At 52.1% G+C, this 13,161-nt stretch carries 10 protein-coding genes; 2 read left to right on the top strand and 8 right to left on the bottom strand.

Annotated elements, in window-relative coordinates:
- Positions 1–107 precede the first annotated feature (107 nt).
- Together M8370_RS19190 and M8370_RS19185 are read left to right on the top strand one after the other, a co-directional pair.
- A complete protein-coding gene (locus tag M8370_RS19190) occupies positions 108–416 on the top strand; it encodes a PTS sugar transporter subunit IIB (protein WP_023334100.1) in 309 nt (102 codons plus the stop codon).
- Positions 416–733, top strand: a complete 318-nt coding sequence (locus M8370_RS19185) for a PTS lactose/cellobiose transporter subunit IIA (protein ID WP_013095004.1) — start codon at positions 416–418, stop codon at positions 731–733. Before M8370_RS19190 ends, M8370_RS19185 begins: the two co-directional genes overlap by 1 nt.
- A 57-nt stretch (positions 734–790) precedes the next feature.
- Here M8370_RS19185 and rpoC read toward each other — a convergent pair whose 3' ends face one another.
- From rpoC to secE, 8 genes are all read right to left on the bottom strand, one after another.
- Positions 791–5,014: a DNA-directed RNA polymerase subunit beta' gene (gene rpoC, locus M8370_RS19180; protein WP_013095003.1), complete on the bottom strand. Its 4,224-nt coding sequence runs from the start codon at positions 5,012–5,014 to the stop codon at positions 791–793.
- A 76-nt stretch (positions 5,015–5,090) separates the two neighbouring features.
- The gene (gene rpoB / locus M8370_RS19175) at positions 5,091–9,119 is read right to left on the bottom strand and encodes a DNA-directed RNA polymerase subunit beta (protein ID WP_008503453.1); all 4,029 of its coding nucleotides are present in this window, start codon (positions 9,117–9,119) and stop codon (positions 5,091–5,093) included.
- A gap of 319 nt (positions 9,120–9,438) precedes the next feature.
- On the bottom strand, positions 9,439–9,807 hold the full coding sequence (rplL, locus tag M8370_RS19170) for a 50S ribosomal protein L7/L12 (protein WP_013095002.1): 369 nt from the start codon (positions 9,805–9,807) through the stop codon (positions 9,439–9,441).
- A gap of 66 nt (positions 9,808–9,873) precedes the next feature.
- A complete protein-coding gene (gene rplJ / locus M8370_RS19165; protein WP_013095001.1) occupies positions 9,874–10,371 on the bottom strand; it encodes a 50S ribosomal protein L10 in 498 nt (165 codons plus the stop codon).
- 292 nt (positions 10,372–10,663) lie between these two features.
- Positions 10,664–11,368, bottom strand: coding sequence for a 50S ribosomal protein L1 (gene rplA, locus M8370_RS19160; RefSeq protein WP_013095000.1), 705 nt, complete (start codon positions 11,366–11,368; stop codon positions 10,664–10,666).
- Positions 11,369–11,371: 3 nt separating this feature from the next.
- The gene (gene rplK / locus M8370_RS19155) at positions 11,372–11,800 is read right to left on the bottom strand and encodes a 50S ribosomal protein L11 (protein ID WP_008503452.1); all 429 of its coding nucleotides are present in this window, start codon (positions 11,798–11,800) and stop codon (positions 11,372–11,374) included.
- 155 nt (positions 11,801–11,955) lie between these two features.
- A complete protein-coding gene (gene nusG / locus M8370_RS19150; RefSeq protein WP_003862341.1) occupies positions 11,956–12,501 on the bottom strand; it encodes a transcription termination/antitermination protein NusG in 546 nt (181 codons plus the stop codon).
- Position 12,502: 1 nt separating this feature from the next.
- Positions 12,503–12,886: a preprotein translocase subunit SecE gene (gene secE, locus M8370_RS19145; RefSeq protein WP_013094999.1), complete on the bottom strand. Its 384-nt coding sequence runs from the start codon at positions 12,884–12,886 to the stop codon at positions 12,503–12,505.
- Between the last annotated feature and the right edge of the window lie 275 nt (positions 12,887–13,161).

Here is a 13,161-nt window from a genome sequence, read left to right as displayed (position 1 = left end):
AAATGCCTATTTCTTTGTGATGCCTGACACACAATCACGGTAAAGCGGTTGTTGAAGCAGTCTGCACGGGATAATTATCAATAAACACATGTAGATCGAGGCTGATTATGAAGAACATCGTTTTATGCTGTGCAGCGGGAATGTCAACGAGCATGCTGGTTCAACGTATGAAAGACGCCGCGCAGAAAAAAGGGGTTGAAGTCACCATTAAAGCCGTTCCGGTCGCGGAATTTAAAGACAACATCGCGACGGCCGACATCGTATTACTGGGGCCACAGGTTAAATACGAGCAGGCGAAACTTCAGGCCCAGGCCGAGCCGCTGGGTAAAAAGGTCGCGGTGATCGACATGATGGATTACGGCATGATGAAAGGTGATGCCGTACTGGAAAAAGCGCTCAAACTGCTGGAGTCATAATGGAAGACTTAGAAACGACAATCATGGAACTGCTGGTCAACGCGGGTGCGGCGCGCAGTGCTGCCCTGACGGCATTACAGATGGCGCGTAAAGGTGACTTTGACGAAGCCGAAAAGGCGATGGAAGAGTCGCGCGAATATGTGAAGCATGCGCACACCATCCAGACACAGCTTATTGGTCTTGATGAAGGCACCGGGAAGCTTCCTGTTAACCTGATTACCGTCCATTCTCAGGATCACCTGATGAACGCGATGGTCATCCAGGATCTGGCGGGCGATATGATTGAGCTTTATCGACGCATCCCGTTGCTAAATTAAAAGCTACAGCTGTAAAAAAACCCGCCGAGGCGGGTTTTTTATTTACGGCATCAACGATTACTCGTTGTCGGAACCGCCCAGACCTGCGTTCAGCAGCTCTGCCAGACTCGCGGATGCATCTTCAGCAGTCACCTGCGGTGCAGCTGGCAGTTCGCCTGCAGCACGACGACGCATACGATCCTGATGGTACGCATAACCGGTACCCGCCGGGATCAGACGACCCACGATAACGTTCTCTTTCAGACCGCGCAGTTCATCACGTTTACCTGCAACAGCGGCTTCGGTCAGGACACGAGTGGTTTCCTGGAACGATGCTGCAGAGATGAAGGACTCGGTTGCCAGAGACGCTTTGGTGATACCCAGCAGATCGCGCGAGAAGGTCGCACCGATTTTGCCGTTCGCTTCCAGTTCGCGGTTAGCGATCTTGACGCGTGAGTACTCAACCTGCTCGCCTTCCAGGAACTCGGAGCTGCCCGCGTTCTCGATGGTCGCTTTACGCAGCATCTGACGAACGATAACTTCGATGTGTTTATCGTTAATCTTAACGCCCTGCAGACGGTATACGTCCTGTACTTCGTTAACAATGTAACGCGTAACAGCATGCACACCACGCAGACGCAGGATGTCGTGCGGCGCTTCTGGACCGTCGGAAACCACGTCACCACGTTCTACGCGTTCACCTTCGAACACGTTGAGCTGACGCCACTTAGGAATCATCTCTTCGTACGGCTCGCTGCCATCTACCGGGGTGATAACCAGACGGCGTTTACCTTTGGTCTCTTTACCGAAGGAGATGATACCGCTGATTTCAGCCAGGATTGCCGGCTCTTTCGGACGACGTGCTTCGAACAGGTCCGCAACGCGTGGCAGACCACCGGTGATGTCCTTGGTACCGCCGGATTCCTGAGGAATACGCGCCAGGGTGTCACCAGAGCTGATCTGTACGCCATCTTCCAGCTGTACAATCGCTTTACCAGGCAGGAAGTACTGCGCAGGCATATCGGTACCTGGGATCAGAACGTCGTTACCCTGAGCATCAACGATTTTCAGTGCAGGACGCAGATCTTTACCGCCGGTAGTACGTTCAGCAGAATCCAGAACCACCAGAGAAGACAGACCGGTCAGCTCGTCAGTCTGACGAGTAATGGTCTGGCCGTCGATCATGTCAGTGAAGCGGATGAAACCACTCACTTCGGTGATAACTGGCATGGTGTGTGGATCCCAGTTTGCAACGGTTTCACCGCCGGCAACCTGCTCGCCATCACCTTTCGCCATAACAGCACCGTAAGGCACTTTATAGCTCTCTTTGGTACGACCGAATTCGTCGATCAGCTTCAGTTCGGTGTTACGAGAAGTGATAACCAGTTTACCGCTGGAGTTCACAACCGATTTCGCGTTGCTGAGCTTGATGCTACCTTTGTTTTTCACCTGGATGCTGGATTCAGCAGCCGCACGAGATGCCGCACCACCGATGTGGAACGTACGCATCGTCAGCTGTGTACCCGGCTCACCGATGGACTGTGCCGCGATAACGCCGATGGCTTCACCTTTGTTGATGATGTGGCCACGTGCCAGGTCACGACCGTAGCAGTGCGCACATACACCAAAGTCGGTGTCACAGGATACAACGGAACGCACTTTCACGGAGTCAACAGAGTTCGCTTCCAGCAGGTCACACCACTGTTCGTGCAGCAGCGTGTTGCGTGGAACCAGAATGTCTGCGGTACCCGGCTTCAGAATGTCTTCCGCGGTAACACGACCCAGTACGCGATCGCGCAGTGGCTCTTTAACATCACCCCCCTCGATAACCGGGGTCATGGTGATACCTTCAAGGGTGCCACAATCGTCTTCGGTCACCACCAGATCCTGCGCAACGTCAACCAGACGACGCGTCAGATAACCGGAGTTCGCTGTTTTCAGTGCGGTATCCGCCAGACCTTTACGCGCACCGTGCGTGGAGATGAAGTACTGGAGTACGTTCAGACCTTCACGGAAGTTCGCGGTGATTGGCGTTTCGATGATGGAGCCATCTGGCTTCGCCATCAGACCACGCATACCTGCCAGCTGACGAATCTGTGCTGCAGAACCACGCGCACCGGAGTCGGCCATCATGTAAATGCTGTTGAAGGAAACCTGCTGCTCTTCTACGCCGTCACGGTTAATCACGGTTTCGGTTTGCAGGTTATCCATCATCGCTTTGGATACACGATCGTTCGCCGCAGCCCAGATATCGATAACTTTGTTGTAGCGTTCGCCCGCGGTTACCAGACCAGACTGGAACTGCTCCTGGATTTCCGCAACTTCAGCTTCTGCTTCAGAGATGATCTCGTGTTTCTTCTCTGGGATGACCATGTCATCGATACCAACAGAGGCACCTGAACGCGCTGCATAAGCAAAGCCGGTATACATTGTCTGGTCAGCGAAGATAACAGTCGGCTTCAGACCCAGAATGCGGTAACAGGTGTTCAGCATTTTGGAGATCGCTTTCTTACCCAGCGCCTGGTTGACGATGGAGAAAGGCAGACCTTTCGGTACGATCATCCACAGAATGGCACGGCCGATAGTCGTGTCTTTCAGGCTGGTTTTCGCAACGAATTCGCCGTTAGCATCTTTTTCGTATTCAGTGATACGCACTTTAACGCGCGCATGCAGAGAGGCCAGGCCAGCGCGATAAATACGCTCAGCTTCTTTCGGGCCAGTCAGCACCATGCCTTCGCCTTTAGCGTTAACACAGTCACGGGTCATGTAGTACAGACCCAATACAACGTCCTGAGAAGGAACGATGATTGGCTCGCCGTTCGCAGGAGACAGGATGTTGTTGGTAGACATCATCAGCGCACGCGCTTCCAGCTGGGCTTCCAGCGTCAGCGGTACGTGAACAGCCATCTGGTCACCATCGAAGTCGGCGTTATACGCCGCACAAACCAGTGGGTGCAGCTGAATAGCTTTACCTTCGATCAGGACTGGCTCAAATGCCTGGATACCCAGACGGTGCAGAGTTGGTGCACGGTTCAGCAGTACCGGGTGTTCGCGGATCACTTCGTCCAGGATATCCCAAACGACAGCTTCTTCACGCTCAACCATTTTCTTAGCGGCTTTGATGGTGGTGGCGAGTCCTCGCAGTTCCAGTTTGCCGTAGATGAATGGTTTGAACAGCTCCAGTGCCATTTTCTTCGGCAGACCGCACTGATGCAGACGCAGGTATGGACCTACGGTGATTACAGAACGACCGGAGTAGTCAACACGCTTACCGAGCAGGTTCTGACGGAAACGACCCTGTTTACCTTTGATCATGTCGGCCAAAGATTTCAGAGGACGTTTATTAGAACCGGTGATCGCACGACCGCGACGACCGTTATCCAGCAGGGCATCTACCGCTTCCTGCAGCATACGTTTTTCGTTGCGTACGATGATGTCCGGCGCAGCCAGATCCAGCAGACGTTTCAGACGGTTGTTACGGTTGATCACGCGACGATACAGATCGTTCAGATCGGACGTTGCGAAACGACCACCATCCAGCGGAACCAGCGGACGCAGATCTGGCGGCAGAACCGGCAGAACGGTCAGGATCATCCACTCTGGCTTGTTACCAGACTGAACGAACGCTTCCAGCAGTTTGATACGCTTGGTCAGCTTTTTACGCTTGGTTTCGGAGTTGGTTTCGTTCAGCTCTTCACGCAGTTGCTCGCACTCTTGCTCCAGATCCATGCTCTTCAGCAGGGCCTGAATAGCTTCCGCACCCATCTTCGCGTCGAATTCGTCACCGAACTCTTCCAGCGCGTCCAGATACTGCTCTTCAGTCAGGATCTGGTGACGTTCCAGGTTCGTCATCCCGCCTTCGATAACCACATAAGATTCGAAGTACAGAACACGTTCGATATCGCGCAGCGGCATATCCAGCAGCAGGCCGATACGGGACGGCAGAGATTTCAGGAACCAGATGTGAGCAGTCGGAGACGCCAGCTCGATGTGGCCCATGCGCTCACGGCGCACTTTGGTCTGGGTCACTTCAACGCCGCACTTCTCACAGATCACACCACGGTGTTTCAGGCGCTTGTACTTACCGCACAGGCACTCGTAATCTTTTACTGGCCCGAAAATACGTGCACAGAAAAGGCCGTCACGCTCAGGTTTGAACGTACGGTAGTTGATGGTTTCCGGCTTTTTAACTTCACCGAAAGACCATGAACGGATCATGTCTGGCGAAGCCAGAGCAATTTTGATCGCATCAAACTCTTCGGTTTTAGTTTGCGCTTTCAGAAACTTTAATAAGTCTTTCACGGATTTGCTCCCGTCGGAGTTAGCACACTCTGCTGTCGGGCGTTAACCCGACAGCAGTGACCTGTTTGAGCGAGAATTACTCGTCTTCCAGTTCGATGTTGATACCCAGCGAACGAATCTCTTTCAACAGTACGTTGAAGGACTCTGGCATGCCCGGTTCCATCTGATGGTTGCCGTCCACGATGTTCTTATACATCTTGGTACGACCGTTCACGTCATCAGACTTAACGGTGAGCATTTCCTGCAGGGTGTATGCTGCGCCGTATGCTTCCAGCGCCCACACTTCCATCTCCCCGAAGCGCTGACCACCGAACTGTGCCTTACCACCCAGCGGCTGCTGAGTAACCAGGCTGTAAGAACCGGTAGAACGAGCGTGCATCTTGTCGTCGACCAGGTGGTTCAGTTTCAGCATGTACATGTAACCTACGGTTACCGGACGCTCGAACTGTTCACCGGTACGGCCGTCAAACAGCGTAATCTGACCAGACGTTGGCAGACCACCCAGTTGCAGCAGCTCTTTAATTTCAGCTTCTTTTGCACCGTCGAATACCGGCGTTGCAATTGGCATACCTTTGCGCAGGTTCTCTGCCAGACGCAGCACTTCTTCATCGCTGAAGGTGTTCAGGTCGACTTTCTGACGCACATCGGTACCCAGATCGTAGGCACGCTGGATGAATTCGCGCAGTTTCGCGACTTCCTGCTGCTGTTTCAGCATGGCGTTAATCTTGTCGCCGATACCTTTCGCAGCCATACCCAGGTGGGTTTCCAGAATCTGACCGATGTTCATACGAGACGGTACGCCCAGCGGGTTCAGTACGATATCTACCGGCGTACCGTTAGCATCGTGCGGCATATCTTCGATCGGGTTGATCTTAGAGATAACACCCTTGTTACCGTGACGACCTGCCATCTTATCACCAGGCTGGATCTGACGTTTAACAGCCAGATACACCTTAACAATCTTCAGCACGCCTGGTGCCAGATCGTCGCCCTGAGTGATTTTGCGGCGTTTCGCTTCGAGTTTTTTCTCGAACTCGTGTTTCAGTTCGTCATACTGCTCAGCCAGCTGTTCCAGCTGATTTTGTTTCTCTTCGTCGGTCAGGCCCAGTTCCAGCCAGCGATCGCGTGGCAGTTTGTCGAGCTTCTCAGCTTCAACGCCACCGGCAACCAGCACCGCATAGATACGGCTGAACAGACCCGCTTCGAGGATCTGCAGTTCTTCAGACAGGTCTTTCTTAGCCTGTTTGAGCTGCATCTCTTCGATTTCCAGCGCACGTTTATCTTTCTCAACGCCGTCACGGGTGAAGACCTGAACGTCGATAACCGTACCGGAAACACCGTTTGGTACGCGCAGAGAAGAGTCTTTAACGTCAGACGCTTTCTCACCGAAGATTGCACGCAGCAGTTTCTCTTCTGGCGTCAGCTGGGTTTCACCTTTCGGCGTTACCTTACCAACCAGAATGTCGCCGCCGGTCACTTCCGCACCGATGTAAACGATACCGGATTCATCCAGTTTGGAGAGCGCAGCTTCACCCACGTTAGGGATGTCAGCGGTGATCTCTTCTGGCCCCAGCTTGGTGTCACGGGACACACAGGCCAGTTCCTGAATGTGGATGGTGGTGAAACGATCTTCCTGTACCACACGTTCGGAGACGAGGATGGAGTCTTCGAAGTTGTAACCGTTCCACGGCATGAACGCTACGCGCATGTTCTGACCGAGCGCCAGTTCACCGAGGTCGGTGGACGGACCGTCTGCCAGCACGTCGCCGCGCTCAACTGGCTCACCCAGAGATACGCAAGGCATCTGGTTGATACAGGTGTTCTGGTTAGAACGGGTGTATTTGGTCAGGTTGTAGATGTCGATACCCGCTTCGCCCGGATACATCTCATCTTCGTTAACTTTGATAACGATACGGGATGCGTCAACGTACTGAACGGTACCGCCACGCTTAGCCACTGCAGTAACACCGGAGTCAACGGCAACAGCACGTTCCATACCGGTACCAACCAGCGGCTTATCAGCACGCAGAGTTGGAACGGCCTGACGTTGCATGTTCGCACCCATCAATGCACGGTTGGCGTCATCGTGTTCCAGGAACGGGATCAGGGACGCACCGACGGATACCACCTGCTGGGTGGATACGTCCATGTAGTCAACCTGGTCGCGGCTGAACAAGCTGGATTCGCCTTTGCTACGGCAGGTAACCAGATCTTCTACAAAGTGGCCTTCGTCATCCAGGTTGGAGTTCGCCTGAGCGATAACGTAGTTACCTTCTTCAATAGCAGACAGGTAATGAATTTCGTCGGTAACAACACCGTCAGTCACTTTACGGTACGGGGTCTCAAGGAAACCGTATTCGTTTGTCTGTGCGTACACGGACAGGGAGTTGATCAGACCGATGTTTGGACCTTCAGGCGTTTCGATTGGACATACGCGACCGTAGTGAGTCGGGTGTACGTCTCGAACTTCGAAGCCTGCGCGTTCACGGGTCAGACCGCCTGGGCCGAGTGCAGAGATACGACGTTTGTGCGTAATCTCAGACAGCGGGTTGTTCTGGTCCATGAACTGAGACAGCTGGCTGGAACCGAAGAACTCTTTCACTGCTGCAGAAATCGGCTTGGCGTTGATCATATCCTGAGGCATCAGGGTATCCAGATCGCCCAGAGACAGACGCTCTTTCACCGCACGCTCTACACGTACCAGGCCAACGCGGAACTGGTTTTCCGCCATTTCGCCTACGGAACGGATACGACGGTTGCCGAGGTGGTCGATGTCGTCCACTTCGCCTTTACCGTTACGGATATCGATGAGCTTCTTCATCACTTCGATGATGTCGTCTTTGCTCAGGATACCGGAACCTTCGATCTCATCGCGCAGCAGAGAACGGTTGAACTTCATACGACCAACCGCAGACAGATCGTAGCGGTCTTCAGAGAAGAACAGGTTCTCGAACAGGCTTTCAGCTGCTTCGCGAGTTGGTGGCTCACCAGGACGCATCATGCGGTAGATTTCTACCAACGCACTCAGACGATCGTTGGTTGGGTCGACGCGTACAGTCTCAGAGATGTACGGACCGTGGTCCAGATCGTTAGTGAACAGCGTTTCGATACGTTTGTGGCCAGCCTGACTCAGCTTAGCCAGCAGATCCAGGCTCAGCTCCATGTTAGCCGGGCAGATCAGCTCGCCAGTTGATTCATCAACGTAATCTTTCGCGGCTACTTTTCCTGCAATGTATTCAACCGGAACTTCGATGTGTTTGATATCATCTTTTTCCAGCTGACGGATGTGGCGCGCGGTAATACGGCGACCTTTTTCCACATACACTTTGCCGTCGGCTTCGATGTCGAACGACGCGGTCTCACCACGCAGACGTTCCGGCACCAGCTCCATCTGCAGCTTGTTGTCGCGGATTTCAAAGATCACTTTTTCAAAGAACAGGTCCAGGATCTGTTCAGTGGTATAGTTCAGTGCGCGCAGAATGATGGTTGCAGGCAGTTTACGACGACGGTCGATACGGACAAACAGGTTGTCTTTTGGATCGAACTCGAAGTCCAGCCATGAACCACGGTAAGGAATGATGCGCGCGTTATACAGTACTTTACCGGAAGAGTGTGTTTTACCTTTATCGCTGTCGAAGAAGACGCCCGGGCTACGGTGCAGCTGGGAAACGATAACACGCTCAGTACCGTTGATAACGAAAGTACCGTTGTCTGTCATGAGTGGAATTTCACCCATGTAGACTTCTTGTTCTTTAATGTCTTTAACAGTGCCTTCCGGCGCTTCGCGCTCGTAGATCACCAGACGCAGTTTTACGCGCAGCGGTGCGGAATAGGTCACGCCACGGATCTGACATTCCTGAACGTCAAACACCGGTTCGCCAAGGCGGTAGCTGACGTACTGCAGCTCGGAGTTACCGCTGTAGCTCTGAATTGGGAACACGGAACGGAAGGCTGCTTCCAGACCGTACTGCCCTTCAGGATCTTGCTCGATAAACTTCTGGAACGAGTCAAGCTGGATAGAAAGGAGATATGGAATGTCCAGAACTTGTGGACGTTTACCAAAATCCTTACGAATACGTTTTTTCTCGGTATAGGAGTAAACCATAGGGTTCCTCAGCTCGCTGACAAGTCGACCCATCTGTCCGACGAAGGGACAGTTTGTGCAACACCATTTTGTGGACCGGAAAATTGAATACTTTCCGCAATACCTGTTGCTATCACGCTTAAACCATTTCATTGCGATTTACACAGAGCGAGCACCCTGTCGCAGTATATTAAGTCGTCGATAGAAACAAGCATTGAAAGACACATCGATAGTCAAACAGTGTGAAATGCTACCGAGGCCTTACAGCGCAAAAAGGCTGGTGACTAAAAAGTCACCAGCCATCAGCCTAATTACTTAGGCTGCAACCAGAAAAGTTGGCTTATTTAACTTCAACTTCAGCGCCAGCTTCTTCCAGAGATTTTTTCAGTGCTTCTGCGTCGTCTTTGCTCACGCCTTCTTTCAGCGCAGCTGGAGCAGATTCTACCAGGTCTTTAGCTTCTTTCAGACCCAGACCGGTAGCGCCACGAACAGCTTTGATTACTGCAACTTTGTTCGCGCCAGCAGCTTTCAGAATTACGTCGAATTCAGTTTTCTCTTCAGCAGCGTCAGCAGCTGGGCCAGCAGCAACAGCTACAGCAGCAGCAGCAGAAACACCGAATTTTTCTTCCATTGCAGAGATCAGCTCAACAACGTCCATTACGGACATAGCGGATACTGCTTCAATGATTTGATCTTTAGTGATAGACATTTAAATTGTTCCTGAATATCAGAATAAGTTTATACGTAAGCAGATGCTTTATAAAGATAACTGCGATTAAGCAGCTTCTTTCGCATCGCGTACAGCAGCCAGAGTACGAACCAGTTTGCCAGCCGAAGCTTCTTTCATGGTTGCCATCAGGCGTGCAATTGCTTCTTCGTAGGTCGGCAGAGTTGCCAGGCGGTCGATCTGAGACGCCGGGATCAGCTCACCTTCAAAGGCAGCGGCTTTGACCTCAAATTTTGCATTCGCTTTCGCGAACTCTTTGAACAGACGAGCAGCAGCGCCCGGGTGTTCCATAGAGTATGCAATCAGGGTCGGACCAACAAACGTGTCTTTCAGGCACTCAAAAGAGGTACCTTCAACAGCACGGCGCAGCAGGGTGTTACGAACAACACGCATGTAAACGCCAGCTTCACGACCTGCTTTACGCAGTTCAGTCATTTTATCTACAGTTACGCCACGGGAATCCGCAACTACTGCAGACAGCGCGCCTTTGGCTACTTCGCTGACTTCAGCAACAATCGCTTGTTTGTCTTGAAGATTTAAAGCCATTAGCTTTTGCTCCTGGATGTTTGCCGGAACTCATGTTCCGGAACTCACTTCACTCTTCCCAACGGAAAGAGCGTCTTAATACGGTGAGCAGAAACAAGCCAGAATATCCAAAAATAATCTTAGCGTTCTGTCACCGTCTACGCAGGGGATTAAGTCTCTTGCGAAACACCTGCGGTCTTCGACGGAGGCCTGGATTAGGCCAGGCTCCAACGAACAATTCTTTTAGCCGCTAACTTTCGTTAGCAAACGTGGGGGTAAGATTGTAGACAAAATCACCGCCCACGTAAAGGCATTAGTTTGCAGCAGCGCTCAGGCCAGCCTGGTCAACTGCAACACCTGCACCCATGGTGGTGGAGATGCTAACTTTCTTGATGTACACGCCTTTCGCCTGAGTTGGTTTTGCTTTTTTCAGCGCAACCAGCAGAGCTTCCAGGTTTTCTTTCAGTTTGTCAGCGTCGAAGTCCACTTTACCGATGGTGGTGTGGATGATGCCGTTTTTGTCGTTACGATAACGAACCTGACCTGCTTTAGCGTTCTTAACCGCTTCAGCAACGTTAGGGGTTACAGTACCCACTTTCGGGTTTGGCATCAGGCCGCGTGGACCCAGAACCTGGCCCAGCTGGCCAACAACGCGCATTGCATCTGGAGATGCGATAACAACGTCAAAGTTCATTTCGCCTTTTTTGATCTGGTCAGCCAGATCTTCCATACCTACCAGTTCAGCGCCAGCAGCTTTAGCAGCTTCTGCGTTTGCACCCTGAGTAAATACAGCTACGCGAACGGAACGGCCAGTACCGTGTGGCAGTACAGTTGCACCACGAACGTTCTGATCAGATTTACGAGCATCGATGCCCAGGTTAACAGCAACGTCAACGCTTTCAACGAACTTAGCGGTAGCCAGTTCTTTCAGCAGAGCGATAGCTTCGTTGATGTCGTACTGTTTGGTCGCATCAACTTTGTCACGGATCACGGACATGCGCTTGGTCAGTTTAGCCATTTCTTAGTCCTCCACTACCAGGCCCATGGAACGTGCAGTACCTTCGATAGAGCGAGTCATCGCTTCAATGTCGGCACCAGTCATGTCGGCAGCTTTGGTCTGCGCGATTTCCTGCAGCTGAGCGCGGGAAATTTTACCCACTTTGTCTTTGTTCGGTTTACCGGAACCAGACTTGATACCAGCCGCTTTCTTCAGCAGAACTGCTGCAGGAGGGGTTTTGGTAACGAAAGTGAAAGAACGGTCAGCGTAAACAGTGATTACAACTGGGATTGGCAGACCTTTTTCCAGGGATTCAGTTTTGGCGTTAAACGCTTTACAGAATTCCATGATGTTCACACCCTGCTGACCCAGAGCTGGACCAACTGGTGGACTTGGGTTCGCCATACCAGCTGCAACCTGCAGCTTGACGTAGGCTTGTACTTTCTTAGCCATTCTAAAATCCTCTGATTGGGTGATAGCGCCTCAGCGAGGCTCCCCGTGAATAAAATCGTTTTACAGGCCGTGGCCCATAAAAACAAAAGGCGCGAAATTGTATTCCAATCTCGCGCCCTGTGCAACGATTAAATCGCCGCTTTTTTGATCGCTGCTTAGGCTTTTTCTACCTGGGCAAAGTCCAGTTCTACCGGGGTCGCACGACCGAAGATAGAAACAGAAACTTTCAGGCGGGATTTCTCGTAATCCACTTCTTCGACCACGCCATTAAAGTCAGCAAACGGACCGTCATTAACACGAACCATTTCACCCGGTTCAAACAGCGTTTTCGGACGCGGCTTATCACCCACCTGCTGCAGGCGGTTCATAATCGCATCAACTTCTTTGTCGCTGATTGGCGCCGGACGGTCAGACGTGCCGCCGATAAAGCCCATCACGCGCGGTACGCTGCGCACAAGGTGCCAGCTCGCGTCGTTCATAACCATCTGAACCAGCACGTAACCCGGGAAGAATTTACGCTCGCTTTTGCGGCGTTGGCCGCCACGGATCTCGACCACTTCTTCGGTCGGAACCATAACTTCGCCAAATAACTCTTCCATGTTGTGTAATTTGATATGCTCACGCAGCGACGTTGCTACGCGGCCTTCAAAACCGGAAAACGCCTGAACGACGTACCAGCGCTTTTTAGGGGCTTCAGACATCTCAGAACCTCAGGCCAGTGATAAAGGATACCAGGCGAACCAGAATACCATCCAGTCCCCACAGGATCAGTGACATTACAGCGGTTACCGCCGCTACGATCAGCGTGGTGTGCAATGTTTCCTGGCGAGTCGGCCAAATTACCTTACGGACTTCGGTACGCGCTTCGCGGGCAAAAGCGACAGTCGCTTTGCCTTTTGTCGTCAACAGCGCGACACCACCCGCTGCAGCAATCAGAATTACCACTGCAAGCGCGCGTAGCGGCAGCATAATGTCACGATAAAGATAGTTGCCGACGATCGCTACGATCAGCAGAACGGCTACCACTACCCATTTCATCGCTTCCAGGCCGCGCCCGCTCCCTTGAGCTTCGGTATTCGCACTCATAAACCAACCTGTCAGAAGTATTCTACAAACATTTTCACCCCGCGATCGCGAGGCAAACCAAATCGAAATGCTAATTCGCTTTTCGAATTATACGCTCTCTGCAGAGCCTGTCTCAGCAATGATTATGACAAAAATAATCACTGATGAGCCAGGTTCTGGCGTGAAAGCGTGCAAAAAGGGCATCAAATGATGCCCTTTTATTGCGCATTGCGTCAAATGTTATCAGCAATTAGCCGAGAACTTTAGCAACCACGCCCGCGCCAACGGTACGGCCA

Origin of the sequence: Enterobacter cloacae complex sp. OE43NF (assembly GCF_023544405.1) — a bacterium.
Taxonomy (GTDB): domain Bacteria; phylum Pseudomonadota; class Gammaproteobacteria; order Enterobacterales; family Enterobacteriaceae; genus Enterobacter; species Enterobacter cloacae.
This window is presented reverse-complemented; position numbering and strand designations above follow the sequence as displayed.

Excerpts from the sequence above, each read along its gene's own strand:
- rpoB (WP_008503453.1), bottom strand. The coding sequence starts at position 9,119 with ATGGTTTACTCCTATACCGAGAAAAAACGTATTCGTAAGGATTTTGGT.
- rplL (WP_013095002.1), bottom strand. The coding sequence starts at position 9,807 with ATGTCTATCACTAAAGATCAAATCATTGAAGCAGTATCCGCTATGTCC.
- rplA (WP_013095000.1), bottom strand. The coding sequence starts at position 11,368 with ATGGCTAAACTGACCAAGCGCATGTCCGTGATCCGTGACAAAGTTGAT.
- M8370_RS19185 (WP_013095004.1), top strand. The coding sequence starts at position 416 with ATGGAAGACTTAGAAACGACAATCATGGAACTGCTGGTCAACGCGGGT.
- secE (WP_013094999.1), bottom strand. The coding sequence starts at position 12,886 with ATGAGTGCGAATACCGAAGCTCAAGGGAGCGGGCGCGGCCTGGAAGCG.
- rplJ (WP_013095001.1), bottom strand. The coding sequence starts at position 10,371 with ATGGCTTTAAATCTTCAAGACAAACAAGCGATTGTTGCTGAAGTCAGC.
- M8370_RS19190 (WP_023334100.1), top strand. The coding sequence starts at position 108 with ATGAAGAACATCGTTTTATGCTGTGCAGCGGGAATGTCAACGAGCATG.
- nusG (WP_003862341.1), bottom strand. The coding sequence starts at position 12,501 with ATGTCTGAAGCCCCTAAAAAGCGCTGGTACGTCGTTCAGGCGTTTTCC.
- rplK (WP_008503452.1), bottom strand. The coding sequence starts at position 11,800 with ATGGCTAAGAAAGTACAAGCCTACGTCAAGCTGCAGGTTGCAGCTGGT.